The following is a 14,584-nucleotide window of genomic DNA, read 5'->3' on the forward strand; positions in this document are numbered from 1 at the left end:
CTGCAGAGGTGGAAAGCGGGAGGGAGAGATGCGACGGCCAGCTCGGGGCTACAGGTCGCCGAGCTTCCGGAGGAGCTGCCCGCGCTGTTCCTCGTCGCTCTGGATGCCCTTGAGTTCGAGGACGTTCCGCTCGAGCTTGTCCAGCGCGACGTGGAAGGCGTTGCGCGCGCCGTACCCCTCGCCGCTGCCAGCGACCTGCCCCTTGTTGGTTCGGAGGCGGATCTGGCACTGGATCAGCGGGGTGCCGCGGAGCTTCTCCTTGTGCTTGTGGTAGCGCACGTGTGCGTGCTGGACCTGCATCTTCTGGTACTTGTCCGCGACCTCCTCGATCGCTTCGCGGACGTCCTGTCGGGAGATGGTGTCCTGCAGTCGGATGTTCGTGATCTGGACGTCGAGGTGGGTCTCCTCCGTGTAGGTGAGTGCGCGGAGCACGTCGGTCTTCGTGAGGATCCCCTGGACGAGCCGGTCGTCGTCGGCGGGCGTGACGACGAGGCCGCCGATGCCGGCCTCGAGCATCTGCTCGACGGCGGCCTTGGCCGACTTGTCGGCGGTCGTCGTGTCCACGGGGCTGCTCATCACGTCGTAGACCGGGATGTCGAGGATGCGATCGGCGTCGCCGGCGCGGTCGCCCTCGCCCATGACGTCCATGTTCCGGACGGCGATCTCGCCGATGTCGTGGGTCGTGACGATGCCGGTGAGGTAGCCGTTGTCGTTGACGACGGGCAGGCGGGAGATGCCGTTCTCCCGGAGGCGGTTGATCGCCGTGCCGATGCCGTCGTCCTCGTTGATCGAGACGACCTCGTCGGTGTAGATGTCGGCGACGTCCAGGGCGTCGAGGTTGTCGAGCACCGCCTCGAGGATCGCGTCAGCGGTGACGATTCCCCAGAGTTCGCCGTTCTGGAAGACGGGCGCGACCTTCGTGCCGCCCTCGACGAGCTGGCGGGCGGTGTCCCGGAGGTCCTCGTGCCGGTCGATCTTCGGCGCCGGATCGTTCCGGCTCGGCTTGATCAGCGCACCGACCTTGGCGTCGTCCTCGACGTGGGACTGCAGGAGTTCCCGCTCCCCCAGTACGCCCGCGTACTCACCGTCCCGCGTGACGATGATCCCCTTGGAGTTGTCCTCCTGAAACCGGGCGCGAGCCTTCCCGAGGCGGGTGTCGACGTCGATTGCGACGTACTCCTCGGTCGCGATAGTAGAAACGTCCATAGTGCTCACTTCTGGGAATTCGTATGCGACGGCCTTCAACGTACCGACCCCCGACCTCGCCGAGGACCGACGCAGCGAGTGCTCCGCTGGCGCCGATCGAGCCGTCGTCCGGTCGCAGCGGTCGCGCCGGCACTCATACCTTATATGTAATAATATACCTTCAACACCTTGTACTTATTAATATTCGGGACATACGCTCGGCCGAGCATGATCCACGACGCTCCGGACGATAGTTCGTCCGAAACTACGTACGAGTGTCTCCAGTGTGGCGCCGTAATCACCAGCGAGGCGAACCCCGGCAAGTGCGAGGAGTGTGGTGGGAATCTCCACAATCGTGCGATGGCGCTCGAGTAGCGATCCGTTCGCAGACCCAATCAATGTCCTCTGACCAGTCGTCGGTGCCGTCGGAGACCACCTCCGGCAGCGCCGGCACTACGTCCGAATCCGCGCTCGCAACCGCTCGCAAGCAGCTCGAGCGGGCAGCCACCGAACTCGACCTCGACCGGAACGTCGTCGAACGACTCCGGCATCCAGCGAAAGTCCAGGAGGTGAACGTTCCCGTCGAGCGAGACGACGGCTCGGTCGACGTGTTCACGGGCTATCGCGCCCAGCACGACAGCGTTCGCGGTCCCTACAAGGGCGGGCTGCGCTACAGTCCCCACGTCACGAAGGAGGAGTGCGTCGGCCTCTCGATGTGGATGACCTGGAAGTGTGCGCTGATGGATCTCCCCTTTGGCGGCGCGAAGGGCGGCGTCCGTGTCAATCCCAAGGAGCTGAGCACGGACGAGACGGAGCGACTGACCCGCCGGTTCGCCCACGAACTCCGCAACGTCATCGGGCCGATGCAGGACATCCCCGCCCCCGACATGGGAACGGATTCCCAGACCATGGCCTGGATCATGGACGCCTACAGCATGGAGAACGGCGAGACCGAACCCGGCGTCGTCACCGGGAAGCCAGAGGTCATCGGCGGCAGCCCGGGGCGAGCAGCGGCCCCCGGTCGCAGCGTCGCGATCATCACACGCGAGGCGCTCGACCACTACGACGTTCCGCTGGAAACTGCGAGCATCGCCGTCCAGGGGTTCGGGAGCGTCGGCGGCCACGCGGCCCGGCTCCTCGACGAGTGGGGTGCCACGATCACCGCGACCAGCGACGTCAACGGCGCGGTGTACGATCCAACGGGCCTCCCCGTCGACGAGATCCCGCTGCACGACGAGGAGCCAGAGGCCGTCGGTCGGTTCGACGCGCCCGGCGTGACGGAGCTGTCGAACGAGGAGCTCCTCGAACTCGACGTCGACGTGGTGATCCCGGCTGCGATCGGCAACGTCCTCACCAAGCGCAACGCCCACGAGGTGCAGGCCGACCTGATCGTCGAGGGCGCGAACGGGCCGACGACCAGCGTTGCCGACGAGATCTTCCGCGAGCGGGAGATTCCGGTGATCCCAGACATCCTCGCGAACGCCGGCGGCGTCACGGTCAGCTACTTCGAGTGGCTGCAGGACATCAACCGCCGGAGCTGGTCGCTCGAACGCGTCAACGACGAGCTCGAGACCGAGATGGTCGGCGCGTGGGATCGCGTCCGTTCGGAGGTGACCGAGCGCGACGTCAGCTGGCGCACCGGCGCGTACGTCGTCGCACTCTCCCGCGTCGCCGAGGCACACCGACACCGCGGGCTCTGGCCCTGACGACGCCGAGTTTTCCTCGCCGACGCTGTCGCAGTGTCGAGGGCCGAGACGAATCCGATCGCGCTCCGGAGCATCGCAACGGGTAAGACCGTCCCGTCCGGACCGCGCAGTATGGACTTCGCGGCACGCGTCGAACGCGTCGAACCGAGCGCGACGGTGGCGGTCTCCAACCTCGCATCACAGCTCGAGGCCGACGGCGTCGACGTCGTCGATCTCAGCGTCGGTGAACCGGACTTCCCGACGCCCGAGCCGATCGTCGAGGCGGGCAAGGACGCGATGGACGCCGGCCACACCGGCTACACGCCGTCGAACGGCATCCCGGCGCTCCGGCAGGCGATCGCCGACAAGCTCGCCGCCGACGGCCTCGACTACGCGCCCGAGGAGATCGTCGTCACGCCGGGCGGGAAGCAGTCTCTCTACGAGATCTTCCAGACGCTGCTCGACGACGGCGACGAGGTCGTCCTGCTCGATCCGGCGTGGGTCTCCTACGAGGCGATGGCGAAGCTCGCCGGAGCCAACCTCTCGCGCGTCGACCTCGCGCAGTACGACTTCCAGCTCGAGCCCGGCCTCGACGACCTCGCCGACGCCGTGGACGACGACACCGAACTGCTCGTCGTCAACTCCCCATCGAATCCCACCGGCGCCGTGTTCTCTGACGCCGCACTCGAGGGCGTCCGCGATCTCGCCGTCGAGCACGACGTGACGGTCGTCTCCGACGAGATCTACAAGGAGATCACCTACGGCACCGAGGCGACTTCGCTGGGTACCCTGGACGGCATGGCAGAGCGCACGATCACTGTCAACGGGTTCTCGAAGGCCTACTCGATGACTGGCTGGCGACTGGGCTACTACGCCGCCTCGGAAGAGCTCGTCGAGCAGTCCGGCAAGCTCCACAGCCACTCCGTGACCTGTGCGACGAACTTCGTCCAGCACGCGGGCGTCACCGCGCTGGAGGAGGTCGAGGCCGAGATCGACGAGATGGCCGAGGCGTTCGAGGAGCGCCGGGATTTCCTGATCGAGGCCTTCGCCGAGCGCGGCGTCGAAGTGCCCGAGCCCGACGGCGCGTTCTACATGATGCTTCCCGTCGACGAAGAGGATCAGGCCTGGTGTGAGGAGGCCATCGAGGAGGCCCACGTCGCGATGGTTCCCGGGAGCGCCTTCGGCACGCCAGGCTACGCGCGCATCTCCTACGCAGCGAGCCTGGATCGGCTCGAAGAGGCGGTCGACCGGCTCGACGACGCTGGCTGTCTGTAAGCCCGACCCGCGACACTGCAGCGCTCGACCGCCATCGCCGTCAGACCTTTTTCGAACGCCGCTGACGCCCCTGCGTGGCCGAATCCGAGGAGGACCGACGGTCCCGGGCGATCGGTGCGGGCATCGGAATCGGCGTCGGCGTTGGCGCCGGCTGGGGGGATCGTGATGGCGACGGCCATGAACGGCGATATCGCGACCGGAATGACGATAGGTGCCGGTGCAGGGATCGTGATCTCGCTCCTCGCCGGTGCTACTACCTACTGGACTGCCGTCGAGGGGTGAGGCTCACGTCGAGGGTCCGCTCACGGATCGATTCCGTTCTCCTGGATCGGTACGTGGCCGCAGCTGTGGCTAGGTTCGCTGGGCGGAGTGTGTCATTCTCTCCACAAGGCGTATGGTCATTGACGATGCCGATTTTTGCATGCGGCGTCGAACCGTAGTGGCCGGCATCTGTTCTGCACTCGGAGCAGGCTGTACCAGCTTCACGCTCGGTTCGGACGACGTCGACTATTCGCGCTTGGAGATCACTCGAGTCCGATCCGACGAAGTGGAACGCCGGTACATCGACGGCGAGTACGTTCAGATCGAGAATCTCAGTAACGGGGCTATCGAGCTCGAAGGGGTCGCCCTCCAGTTTTCCCCAACGCACAAACACGTCATCGAGGATCTCGAATTAGTGTCGGGGGCGCAACTGTTCGTTCTGTCCCGGAGTACGTCCCCTAGCAAACTAGATTCAGATCCGCCCGTCCACGTCCGTGGTGCAGGGTTCGGCGACGATCCAAAGACGTCCGTACTCGAGGCACCGGGCACTGTCGAACTACACTCTCCAAATGGAAATCTCGTTGACAAATATTACTACTAGCCCTGCCGTGGGTCGGCGACGCAGTTCCTTCGAGGGAGGGCGCTACAGCGACCGACCTGTGCGATTGATTCAAGCTGCCCCGACCGCGTCCTCGACGACCGACCACGCAGCGTCGATCACCGAATCGACGTCCTCGTGCTCGGCGTATATCCGGAGGTACGGCTCCGTCCCGCTCGGTCGCACGAGCACCCACCCACCGCCCTCCAATTCGACCCGCACGCCGTACTCCGTGTCGACGTCGCTCGCCTCGAACTGTATCGGTAGTTCGGCCTCGATGCGCTCCATCGCGCCGGCTTTTGCCGTTTCCGGACAGGGGACGCTCTCTTTGCGGTACGGTCGCTCGACGACGTCGGCCGTGAGCCGTTCGATCCCGCCGGCCTCTGCGGCAAGTGCGGCGATCACTCCGGCGGAGACGATCGCGTCGATCCACCCGCCGAAGGCCGGGTGGACGTGCTTCCAGGGCTCTGCAGCGAAGACGACCTCGGTGTCGGCTCCGCCTGCCGCTCGTTCGCGGGCGATCCCCTCGTGGAGCACGCCGAGGGCGACGCGCTCGGTTCGACCGCCGGCCGCGGCGACGCGCTCGTCGATCCGACCGGAGGCGTTCGGCGTCGTGACGACGACCGGATCCATCGCGTCGGCGTCCCGGACGTAGCGCTCCGCGATCACGGCGAGGACGGTGTCCTCGTGGACGACGTCGCCGTCGGGACCGACGACGGCCAGGCGATCGCCATCGCCGTCGTGGCCGATGCCGAGCGCGATCTCGTCGTCGCCGGCGACGAACCGGCGAAGTGCGGCGAGGGACTCCGGCGTCGGTTTGCTCTCGCGAGCGGGAAAGGAGCCGTCGACGTTGGCGTTCAGCGCGACCGGCTCGGCGCCGAGCGATCGGAGGACCTGTGGCGTCGCGAGTCCAGCGACGCCGTTGCCACAGTCCACGGCGACGCGCAGGCCGGAGAGTGCGTCGACGGCCCCAGGGACCAGCGTCTCGAGGTAGTCGACGACGGCGTCGCGGTAAGCGTCGAGCACGTCCGCCTGGTTGGCGACGCCCCACTCGTCCCAGCCGACGGGAGAGGGCTCCGCCGCGACGAGTTCCTCGACGGCGCGCTCGGCCTCGCCGTCGTACTCGACGCCGTCCGCGAAGAGCTTGATGCCGTTGTCCGTCGGCGGATTGTGACTCGCCGTGATCATCACCCCACGACGGCCCTGGCTCGCGTGTGCCAGTGCCGGCGTCGGGAGGCGGCCCAGTCGCTCGACGTCAGCCCCGCCGCTCGCGAGCCCGGCTGCGGCTGCCGCTGCGAGTCCTTCGCTCGTCGTCCGCCCGTCGATCGCGAGCGCGAACGCCAGCGAACCGGCTCCGGCGTCTGCTCTCCCGGGGGCGTCGGATCGCTCCGTGGCGTGACGGGCTGCTGCCCGACCGACGGCCAGCGCCAGCTCCGGGTCCACGGTCTCTCGTACGTCACCGCGGATCCCCGCGGTGCCGAACAGCGTCATGGTCCGTCGTTGCGGGCACGACCACTTAGCTTGGGGCGATCGACCCGTCTCGCGACGACCGTGCTCCATCGTGGCGACCGACCGAGACAGCGCGACTCGCCCCCGACTCTGGCGGACCGCGTACTCGGCTTCGACGACCGTTGAAACCCCGGCAAGATCGCGATCGGGCCCGCAGCCTTATCGGTGGTGCCGCTACAAACGTGTAGTACTGCCAACATGGACGAAGGTTCGCCGGACGCGTCCGCTCTCTCCGCAGGATCCAGTGGCCTCCTCGTCGCCTCCGACGAATCGGCCTGCCGGCAGGCGCTGCTGGACGCGCTCGGGCAGGTCGGCCCGGAAACCGGCGTCCTGCTCCTCGCGACCCGCGACGCGGAGGCGTTCGTCGGCGACCTCCGTCGGGCCGGCGTCGCTCCCGAGGCGATCGGCGTCGTCGACGCAACGGGCGGGGAATCGCTTCCAACGGGCGTCTCGGAAGCGGACGTCGTTCCCGGACCGGGATCGCTCTCGGCACTCGGCGTCGCCACCTCGGATCTCGTGGAGCGGCTCTCCTACCGCTACGATCGGGTCGTCGTCGGCGTCGACTCGACGACGCCGCTGCTGGCCGCGACGACGCTTCCCGCAACGTTTCGCTTTCTGCACGTCCTCGGTGGCCGGGTGCGGGCCTCGGAGGGCGCGTTGCTCGCGACCTTCGACCGTTCCGCACAGGACGAGGAGACTCGCCGGACGATCACGCAGCTGTTCGACGAAGCTGTGATCGTCGAGTAGCAGTCCGGCTGCTCCACTCGCGGAGACGTCGCTGAGCTCGTCTTCGCACGCGCTCCTCTCTCTTGCTCACCGACTGCCAGTAACGTCGTGGGCGACTGCTCCGGGGTCCGAACCGTGGACCGCTACAGCTCGACGCCGGAGGGGATCAGGCTGTGCTTGCGGAGGAGGTTGCCAGCGTCGTTGTACACGAGGAAGGTTCGCTTCTCGTACTCGAGGAACGGTTCCCCGTCGATGGACACGCGGACGTCGTAGCCGCCGTCCTCGTCGGCCACCTGCTCGCCGTACCGACGCGCGGCGCGGATGAACTGGAGGACGTCCGCCGCGTCCTGGTTGAGCTCGAGCACGAAATCGCCGGTGATCCGGTTGGTGACGCTGACGACGCCGCTGGCTTCCTCGGCGTCGAGGTCGTCCTGGAGTCGGAAGGCGACGTCCGTCTGCTGGGCGTCGAGCCGTCCGCCGTCGCCGTCGGAGAATCGCTCTTCGAGCGAGGTTGCTGGCCCCTCGAAGTCGATCGCGACGCCGGGTTTCGCGGGATCGCCGTCCTCCTCGACCCAATCGACGTTCTCGACGTCCAGGCTGAAGTAGTCGCGTCGCATTCCCTGCCCTACGGTAGTAGGCCACGTGGCTTGAACGTAACGCCCGGTGGCAGTTTTCGCGACGGATGGCGACGCGGATCGCTGTATCGACGGCGCCCCTCGAGCGGCGACACCACGGCCGGCGAGAGTGGCCGGCGGAGCCGTGTCCGGGCCTTCCGCGACCGAATCCGGCCACCCAACTTAAGGCCGATCGCTGACATACGATGGTAGACGACCAGTTCGTCGACATCCTGCATGGCCGGAACACCCGACCCCGCCGAGTCCTCTGCCGACGAGGCGAGCGCCGAGCACGACGGTACCGACACGGCAGGCGACGCCGACGGTACCGATACTGCCGACGATTTCGACGGGACGGGTTCCGCCTCGGAGACGGCGGGGACCGATCGCGAAGATCCGGTTCCTGTCGATCGTGACGACGTCGCTCCTGGCGGCGTCAATGACGACGAACGCGACGACGCCAGCGCTGCTGGACGCACCGACGACGCTTCTGGACTCGACGGCGCGACGCCGAGCGGCGACTTCCAGTCGAAGTTCGCCTACGTCCGTCGCCAGTTCCTGCGCGCCGGCCAGCTGCTCCAGGGATCGACGATTCCAACCGACGAGTACAGCCCCGGCGACCACGGCCCGCTCGTCACGTTCGACGGGCTCGAGGGGTACGAGGAGGTCGAGCGCTACTGGGTCAACGCGCCCTTTTCCTTCGTCTCGATCAACTTCGACGACCGGGCCAACGAGTACCGCTACGAGGTTGTCGAGCCCGAACTCACCGACGACGAGTTCGCACTCCTCGAGAAGGCCATCGAAGACGTTCGCGATCCGCTGATCTACCGGACCGACGTCGACGTCGACGCCGACGCGGAGGCCGTGCTCCGGGACGAACTCCAGGAGCAACTCGAGCAGTACGGTGCCGACCTCGACGTCGGTGCCTTCCACAAGATCCTCTACTACGTCTACCGGGCGTTCCGTGGCTACGGGAAGATCGACCCGATCCTGCACGACCCGCACATCGAGGACGTCTCCTGTGACGGCTACGACCTCCCCATCTTCGTCTACCACGACGAGTACACCGACGTCGAGACGAGCGTGAGCTTCGCGAAGGAGGAACTCGACAACTTCGTCGTCCGGCTGGCCCAGCAGTCCGGCCGCCACATCTCCATCGGCGACCCGATGGTCCAGACGACGCTGCCTGACGGCTCCCGCGTCGAGATGGCTCTCGGCGAGGAGGTCACCCCACGGGGGTCGGCGTTCACGATCCGGAAGTACGCCGAGGACCCCTTCACCCCGATCGACCTGCTGAACTACGGCACGTTCAGCGTCGAGCAGATGGCCTACCTCTGGCTCGTGATCGAGCACAACAAGTCGCTGATCTTCGCCGGTGGGACGGCGTCGGGGAAGACGACCTCGATGAACGCGATCTCGATGTTCATTCCGCCGCGCTCGAAGGTGCTCACGATCGAGGACACCCGCGAGCTGACCCTCTATCACGACAACTGGCTCTCCAACGTCACCCGCGAGCGCCTCCACGAGGGCACGGACATCGAGATGTACGACCTCCTTCGCTCCGCGCTCCGCCACCGGCCGGAGTACATCATCGTCGGCGAGGTCCGCGGCGACGAAGCGATCACGCTCTTCCAGGCCATGAACACCGGCCACACGACGTACTCGACGATGCACGCCGACAGCGTGCAGACGGTGATCAACCGCCTGGAGAACGAGCCGATCAACGTCCCGCGCTCGATGGTCCAGTCCCTGGACGTCCTCTGCGTGCAGACGCTCACCCGTTTCGAGGACGAGCGCGTCCGCCGAAACATGACGGTCGCCGAGATCGAGGGGATCGACCAGCGCACCGGCGAACTCGACTACTCCACCGCCTACCGCTGGGATCCCGACGACGACACCTTCAGTGGCAGCGGGAGCGCGATCATGGGAGAAATCCGCGAGGACCGTGGCTGGAGCCAGGGCGAGTTCCTCGCGGAACGCCGCGACCGGCAGCGCTTCCTCCGGTATCTACAGACCAACGACGTCACGGACTATCGCCAGTTCACCGCACTCGTCAACGAGTACTACGCCGACAAGGCGGCGGTCATGGAGCGGGTCGCGGAGGCCGAAACTGGCTCCGCACCCGACGCGTAGCATGGCCGGACTCGCGTCCTCACTCGCGGCCGTCGTCTTCGCCCAACAGTTGATCGTTTCCATCGGAGCGTCGTTCACCCCGACCGCGACACCGCTGGTCGCCCTCCGGCCTTTCGTCCCATTGGCGATCGCGGCGCTCCTCGCGTTGCCGATCGTGCTCGCCATCGGCGTCGATCGGATCGACCGGGTGCTTCGGCGGCTCTCAGTCGTCGCGTTCGGGGGCTACGTCGATCGAAGCGAGCGCAAGAAATCGATCCGTCAGCACCGGCTCCGGGCCGCGCAGTTCCCGACGACGTACCGGACCTACGCGGCGAAGACGATTCTCTACTCGATGGTCGGCGCGCTCGTCGGTGGCATCCTCGGACTCTACGTGATCTGGGGCGTGCTGAAGGTCCTCGCGATCGACGAGGAGCGGGCCCGCGAGATCCTGCCCGCCGCGCTGGAGGCGCTCTCGAGTTTCGCCGGCCTCGGCACGCTGACGCCGACGGAGCTGCTGACCCTCATGCTCGCCAGCGGGCTGACCTTCGGCCTCCTCGCGGGCCTGTTCGTCTACTGGTTCCGCTGGTGGTGGCCGGGGCACGTCGCCGCGGTGCGGATGCGCTCGATCGAGGCGACGATGCCTCACGCGATCGCGTTCATGTACGCGCTCTCCCGATCGGGAATGTCGTTCAAGAAGGTGCTCTCGATCATGGCCTCGCACCGACGGATCTACGGCGCGACGGCCGCGGAGGTCGACGTCGCCGTCCGGCAGATGGATCTGTTCAGCCGGGACATGATCACCGCGATCCAGCGGATGGGCCGACGCACCCCCAGCGAGCAGTTCAAGGAGTTCGCGGAGAACCTCGCTTCGGTCCTCCAGAGCGGTCGGAACCTCGCGGGCTTCCTCGACGACCAGTACGAGGACTTCCAGGAGGAGGCCGAGGCCCAGCAGGAGCAGCTCCTGAACCTCATCTCGACGCTCGCCGAGGCCTACGTGACGGTGTTCGTCGCCGGTCCGCTCTTTCTCATCACGATCCTCGTCGTGATCGGCATCGCCGGCGCGGACACCCTCACCGCGCTCCAGGTGTTCGTCTACTTCCTGCTCCCGATCGGGAACCTCGGTTTCATCCTCTATCTGGACACCGTGACGGCACGCTTCGGCCGTGGCGAGCGCGTCGAATCCCTGCCCTCGGTCGCGAGTGGTCTCCACGACATTCGTCGGGCGAGCGGTGGCGATGCCGGCGGGGAGTCGCAGGCCAGCGGTGCTGTGGAGGCGGGGCAGGCACAGACCGACGGCGGCTACGCGACGGACGGCACCGCCGCGAGCGACGACCGCGAGCGGGCCAATCTCGAACGGCTCGCGATCCACCGCCGGATCGAGTGGCTCCGGGCCCGCGTCGGCGCTCCGGTGCGTACGGTCGTCCGGCATCCGGTCACCTTGCTCTACGTGACCGTCCCGATCGCGGTGTTCGGGACGCTCTTCCGGCTCGCGAACGCCGGAGAGCTGACTATCAACGTCGTCGACGACATGTTCGTCCAGGCGACGCTGTTCGTCGTGGCGACGTTCGCGATGGTCTTCGAGATCCACCGGCGCCGGATCGAGACGATCGAGGCAGCCGTTCCCGACTTCCTCGATCGGCTCGCGAGCGTCAACGAGGCCGGTCTCTCGATGATCGACTCGATCGGCCGCGTGCGTGGAAGCGATCTCGGCGCTCTCGGCCCGGAAGTCGACCGGGTCTGGTCTGACATCCAGTGGGGTTCGGACATCGAGACGGCACTCAAACGGTTCGAGCGGCGGGTTCGGACCCGGACGGTCTCCCGCGTCGTCGCCCTGATTACCAACGCGATGAGCGCCAGCGGCGACGTCTCGCGGGTGCTCCGCATCGCTGCTGCCCAGGCGAAGGCCGATCGACGGCTCAAGCGCCAGCGCAAGCAGGAGATGCTCTCCTACGTGATCGTCGTCTACATCTCCTTCGCCGTGTTCCTGGTGATCATCGCGGCCCTGGACGCGGTGTTGATCCCGAACCTCCCGGACACCGCGATCGCGCCCGGCGCCGGGAACCCGAACCAGCCCTCACCCACGCAGGGCCTCGGCGCGCTCGAGGGACTCGGGACGATCGACACCGCCGCCTACACCGTCCTCTTCTTCCACACTGCGCTCCTGCAGGCGCTCCTGTCGGGCATCGTCGCCGGCCAGATGAGCTCGGGCGACGTCCGCGACGGTGCAAAACACGCGGCGATCCTGATGTCGGTAGCGTACCTGGCGTTCCTGGTGATCTGATCGTCGAAACGAACCAACAAATGCCGGCTCTCACCTGACTCGTCGGTAGAATGCGTTACGTCCGGAAGCTCTCGCCGCAGCCACACTCGCTGACGACGTTCGGGTTCTCGACGTGGAACCCCTCGGCTTGAAGGCCTTCCTCGAAGTCCAGCACGCTGCCCTCCAGATAGTCCAGCGACGCCGGGTCGACGAAGACCCGGAGTCCGTCGTGTTCGGTGATGGTGTCCTCCTCGTCGGGCTCCTGTTCGAATCGCATGCCGTAGGAGAGGCCGGCGCAGCCTCCCTGCTGGACGAACAGCCGGAGCCCCGACTCAGCGGGGTTCATCTCCTCGGATTCCAGCAAGGAGAGGGCCTGGTCGACAGCGTCGTCGGTGACATCGACGCGCCCCCCGATTGCGGCGTCCGTGCTCATACCTCTTCATTGCTCGTCAGGTGGGATAACGTTGACGCAGGCGGGTATCGGCCAGCGGTCGGTCGTCGGAGAAGTCCACTGCCGCAGTGAGCCGGCAGTCCGCGAGTGCCCTGTCGAAACGCGATCCGTACACCCGGGACGTGACGATCGAATTCGGTCCGTGGCGAGGAACCGGACGACCTTTCCGATTGCGGTGTCTACGCTGGTGTATGGGTTTTGGTAGCTACGACGAGTCCGAGCAGTCCGACCGTGATCACGACGCAGAGGACGACAAAGGCGTCTCCGTCCACGAACACGACCACGACGGCGAGCTGTCCTTCGAGAACGGCCGATCGACGAGCGAGCTCGTCGACCGGCTCTCGGAGATGGGCGAAGACGACGAGGAGTAGCGACTGACACGACGGGAGCGACGGAAGACGGAAGCGACGAACGTCGGCAGTTGGGGCGACGGACGCGCTTGACATCGCGCGGGCGACGGACGTCGGCAGTTCGGACGATGGACGCGCTTGAAAGGCGGAGGCGACGGACGACGGCGGTCTGGACGACGGACGCGCTGGAAATGACTGGCGCGACGGACGACGGCAGTTCCTTCTGGTCCGGCATCCACGGAGCCCACTCCCACGGGCTGCAGGACGGTGGCATTTTGTAGTCGCGGGTGCCCAGTCCAGCCATGTCGCGGTTTCGACCACGACGACGATTCCGGATCGCTGACTCCGCCCAGCAGCTCGTCGGCGGCTTCCTGCTTGCCGGACCGTTCGTCGTGACCGAGGAGGTGTGGACGCTCGCGGAGAGCATGAACGTCTACCAGGCGCTGGCGACCGTCGCGATCGTCTTCGGCATCGGCTACGCAGCACTGTACGAGGCCACCGACCGCGACGCCGAGGACGATCCGGACGTCGCCGGGATTCCGGTGCGGTTCGTGTCGCTCATGCTCGTCTCCTACGGCGCGGTTGCGGTCCTCGCGCTGGTCGTCGACGCTCCAGGAACCTTCCTGCCCGAGCACTCGACCGCCGACCAGTTCGTGGTCACGGTGAAGGCGATCGGCGTCGGCGCGATCTTCAGCGTCGTCGGCGCTGCCACGGCCGACTCGGTGTTCTGAGCCGACTTCGATGTGGTTCCGGCGGCCGGTCACTGGCGTCGACACGTGCTGTTCAGTCGCTGCCGCTCGACACCCGGTATTATCCGGCAGGCGGCCGTCGTTCGTCTGAGGCCAGTCTGTCGATGACGCACCCGCTCGTTTTCCTCTACCTCGGTCTCCTCGCTTGCCTCCTCGGTCTCGTCATAGCGGCGCTCCGGCTGGAGGACGTCCCGGCGCTGACCAACGCCGTCGCGGCGACGCTGCTCGCGATCGCGCCCGGCGTGGCAGCCCCGCTAGTCGGCGCATCGAGCACCCCCGACCTGTCGGTCGCGCCGCTGCTCTCTGTCTGGATCGCCGGGGCCGGCCTCGTCCACGCGATCGGCATGTTCGGCCCGTACGACACAGTGTGGTGGTGGGACCACGTGACGCACACGCTCTCTGCGTCGTTGCTCGCAGCGATCATCTACGCGATCGTACTCGTCACGGAGCCCTCCGTCGCGGTACTGGGCGACGGTCGAATCGTGCTCGTCGCCGGAACGCTCCTGAGTACGCTTGCGCTCGGGGTCGTCTGGGAGTTCCTCGAACTGTTCGCCCGGGAGGTGGGCGAGCAGCGCGGCGTCGACGCCGTGCTGGAGTACTACGGCCTCCGCGATACTGTCCTCGATCTCGGCTTCGACGGCGTCGGTGCCACGATCGTGATCGCCCTCGATCTGCGGGCGTTCGTCCCTGTCGTGGAACGTGATCCGGCGCTCGCCGGAACGGCACTCGCCGCGACGGTTGTGGCCGGGTTCCTCGCCGTCTGTGCGATCTCCGTCTGGCTCGAGCGTCGACGCGGCGCACCGAACTGA

Annotated in this window: 14 protein-coding genes; 10 read left to right on the plus strand and 4 right to left on the minus strand. The window is 66.9% G+C overall.

Annotation, left to right across the window (positions count from 1 at the left end):
• Nucleotides 1-48 precede the first annotated feature (48 nt).
• Nucleotides 49-1,206 carry a CBS domain-containing protein gene (locus ACZ5KP_RS13580; RefSeq protein WP_460921058.1) on the minus strand — a complete coding sequence of 386 codons (1,158 nt, stop codon included), beginning with the start codon at nucleotides 1,204-1,206 and terminating at the stop codon, nucleotides 49-51.
• Nucleotides 1,207-1,413: 207 nt separating this feature from the next.
• Here ACZ5KP_RS13580 and ACZ5KP_RS13585 point away from each other — a divergent pair, with 207 nt between their 5' ends.
• The 4 genes from ACZ5KP_RS13585 to ACZ5KP_RS13600 all read left to right on the plus strand — a co-directional run bounded on the left by ACZ5KP_RS13585 (nucleotide 1,414) and on the right by ACZ5KP_RS13600 (nucleotide 5,007).
• On the plus strand, nucleotides 1,414-1,560 hold the full coding sequence (locus ACZ5KP_RS13585) for a rubrerythrin-like domain-containing protein (protein ID WP_460918371.1): 147 nt from the start codon (nucleotides 1,414-1,416) through the stop codon (nucleotides 1,558-1,560).
• A gap of 23 nt (nucleotides 1,561-1,583) precedes the next feature.
• A complete protein-coding gene (gdhB, locus tag ACZ5KP_RS13590; RefSeq protein WP_460918373.1) occupies nucleotides 1,584-2,891 on the plus strand; it encodes a glutamate dehydrogenase GdhB in 1,308 nt (435 codons plus the stop codon).
• Between the two features lie 111 nt (nucleotides 2,892-3,002).
• Entirely contained in the window at nucleotides 3,003-4,145 is a 1,143-nt protein-coding gene (locus ACZ5KP_RS13595; RefSeq protein WP_460918374.1) for a pyridoxal phosphate-dependent aminotransferase, read from the plus strand.
• 394 nt (nucleotides 4,146-4,539) lie between these two features.
• The gene (locus ACZ5KP_RS13600) at nucleotides 4,540-5,007 is read left to right on the plus strand and encodes a hypothetical protein (RefSeq protein ID WP_460918375.1); all 468 of its coding nucleotides are present in this window, start codon (nucleotides 4,540-4,542) and stop codon (nucleotides 5,005-5,007) included.
• A 69-nt stretch (nucleotides 5,008-5,076) separates the two neighbouring features.
• On the opposite strand, the gene ACZ5KP_RS13605 is transcribed toward ACZ5KP_RS13600, so the two are convergent.
• Nucleotides 5,077-6,495, minus strand: a complete 1,419-nt coding sequence (locus ACZ5KP_RS13605) for a phosphohexomutase domain-containing protein (RefSeq protein WP_460918377.1) — start codon at nucleotides 6,493-6,495, stop codon at nucleotides 5,077-5,079.
• Between the two features lie 216 nt (nucleotides 6,496-6,711).
• Here ACZ5KP_RS13605 and ACZ5KP_RS13610 point away from each other — a divergent pair, with 216 nt between their 5' ends.
• Nucleotides 6,712-7,260 carry a DUF7504 family protein gene (locus ACZ5KP_RS13610; protein ID WP_460918378.1) on the plus strand — a complete coding sequence of 183 codons (549 nt, stop codon included), beginning with the start codon at nucleotides 6,712-6,714 and terminating at the stop codon, nucleotides 7,258-7,260.
• Between the two features lie 122 nt (nucleotides 7,261-7,382).
• Here ACZ5KP_RS13610 and ACZ5KP_RS13615 read toward each other — a convergent pair whose 3' ends face one another.
• Nucleotides 7,383-7,856 carry a DUF5793 family protein gene (locus ACZ5KP_RS13615; RefSeq protein ID WP_460918379.1) on the minus strand — a complete coding sequence of 158 codons (474 nt, stop codon included), beginning with the start codon at nucleotides 7,854-7,856 and terminating at the stop codon, nucleotides 7,383-7,385.
• 234 nt (nucleotides 7,857-8,090) lie between these two features.
• Between ACZ5KP_RS13615 and ACZ5KP_RS13620 the strand changes: the two genes are divergently transcribed.
• Together ACZ5KP_RS13620 and ACZ5KP_RS13625 are read left to right on the plus strand one after the other, a co-directional pair.
• The gene (locus tag ACZ5KP_RS13620) at nucleotides 8,091-9,986 is read left to right on the plus strand and encodes a type II/IV secretion system ATPase subunit (protein WP_460918380.1); all 1,896 of its coding nucleotides are present in this window, start codon (nucleotides 8,091-8,093) and stop codon (nucleotides 9,984-9,986) included.
• Nucleotide 9,987: 1 nt separating this feature from the next.
• Nucleotides 9,988-12,246 carry a type II secretion system F family protein gene (locus tag ACZ5KP_RS13625; RefSeq protein WP_460918381.1) on the plus strand — a complete coding sequence of 753 codons (2,259 nt, stop codon included), beginning with the start codon at nucleotides 9,988-9,990 and terminating at the stop codon, nucleotides 12,244-12,246.
• A 55-nt stretch (nucleotides 12,247-12,301) separates the two neighbouring features.
• Here the strand turns inward: ACZ5KP_RS13625 and ACZ5KP_RS13630 are convergent, their stop codons facing one another.
• Nucleotides 12,302-12,658, minus strand: a complete 357-nt coding sequence (locus tag ACZ5KP_RS13630) for a HesB/IscA family protein (RefSeq protein ID WP_460918382.1) — start codon at nucleotides 12,656-12,658, stop codon at nucleotides 12,302-12,304.
• Nucleotides 12,659-12,867: 209 nt separating this feature from the next.
• Between ACZ5KP_RS13630 and ACZ5KP_RS13635 the strand changes: the two genes are divergently transcribed.
• The 3 genes from ACZ5KP_RS13635 to ACZ5KP_RS13645 all read left to right on the plus strand — a co-directional run bounded on the left by ACZ5KP_RS13635 (nucleotide 12,868) and on the right by ACZ5KP_RS13645 (nucleotide 14,584).
• Entirely contained in the window at nucleotides 12,868-13,047 is a 180-nt protein-coding gene (locus ACZ5KP_RS13635; RefSeq protein WP_460918383.1) for a DUF5786 family protein, read from the plus strand.
• Nucleotides 13,048-13,328: 281 nt separating this feature from the next.
• Nucleotides 13,329-13,757, plus strand: a complete 429-nt coding sequence (locus tag ACZ5KP_RS13640) for a DUF2391 family protein (RefSeq protein ID WP_460918384.1) — start codon at nucleotides 13,329-13,331, stop codon at nucleotides 13,755-13,757.
• A gap of 122 nt (nucleotides 13,758-13,879) precedes the next feature.
• Complete coding sequence (locus ACZ5KP_RS13645) at nucleotides 13,880-14,584, plus strand: DUF2238 domain-containing protein (RefSeq protein WP_460918385.1); 705 nt, start codon at nucleotides 13,880-13,882, stop codon at nucleotides 14,582-14,584.

It is taken from the genome of Salinarchaeum chitinilyticum, assembly GCF_055390775.1.

Bases quoted from the DNA above. Each gene is read 5' to 3' on its own strand.
- ACZ5KP_RS13580 (WP_460921058.1), bottom strand. From the start codon at position 1,206: ATGGACGTTTCTACTATCGCGACCGAGGAGTACGTCGCAATCGACGTC.
- ACZ5KP_RS13620 (WP_460918380.1), top strand. From the start codon at position 8,091: ATGGCCGGAACACCCGACCCCGCCGAGTCCTCTGCCGACGAGGCGAGC.
- ACZ5KP_RS13630 (WP_460918382.1), bottom strand. From the start codon at position 12,658: ATGAGCACGGACGCCGCAATCGGGGGGCGCGTCGATGTCACCGACGAC.
- ACZ5KP_RS13600 (WP_460918375.1), top strand. From the start codon at position 4,540: ATGGTCATTGACGATGCCGATTTTTGCATGCGGCGTCGAACCGTAGTG.
- ACZ5KP_RS13640 (WP_460918384.1), top strand. From the start codon at position 13,329: ATGTCGCGGTTTCGACCACGACGACGATTCCGGATCGCTGACTCCGCC.
- ACZ5KP_RS13635 (WP_460918383.1), top strand. From the start codon at position 12,868: ATGGGTTTTGGTAGCTACGACGAGTCCGAGCAGTCCGACCGTGATCAC.
- ACZ5KP_RS13610 (WP_460918378.1), top strand. From the start codon at position 6,712: ATGGACGAAGGTTCGCCGGACGCGTCCGCTCTCTCCGCAGGATCCAGT.
- gdhB (WP_460918373.1), top strand. From the start codon at position 1,584: ATGTCCTCTGACCAGTCGTCGGTGCCGTCGGAGACCACCTCCGGCAGC.
- ACZ5KP_RS13595 (WP_460918374.1), top strand. From the start codon at position 3,003: ATGGACTTCGCGGCACGCGTCGAACGCGTCGAACCGAGCGCGACGGTG.
- ACZ5KP_RS13645 (WP_460918385.1), top strand. From the start codon at position 13,880: ATGACGCACCCGCTCGTTTTCCTCTACCTCGGTCTCCTCGCTTGCCTC.
- ACZ5KP_RS13625 (WP_460918381.1), top strand. From the start codon at position 9,988: ATGGCCGGACTCGCGTCCTCACTCGCGGCCGTCGTCTTCGCCCAACAG.
- ACZ5KP_RS13615 (WP_460918379.1), bottom strand. From the start codon at position 7,856: ATGCGACGCGACTACTTCAGCCTGGACGTCGAGAACGTCGATTGGGTC.
- ACZ5KP_RS13605 (WP_460918377.1), bottom strand. From the start codon at position 6,495: ATGACGCTGTTCGGCACCGCGGGGATCCGCGGTGACGTACGAGAGACC.
- ACZ5KP_RS13585 (WP_460918371.1), top strand. From the start codon at position 1,414: ATGATCCACGACGCTCCGGACGATAGTTCGTCCGAAACTACGTACGAG.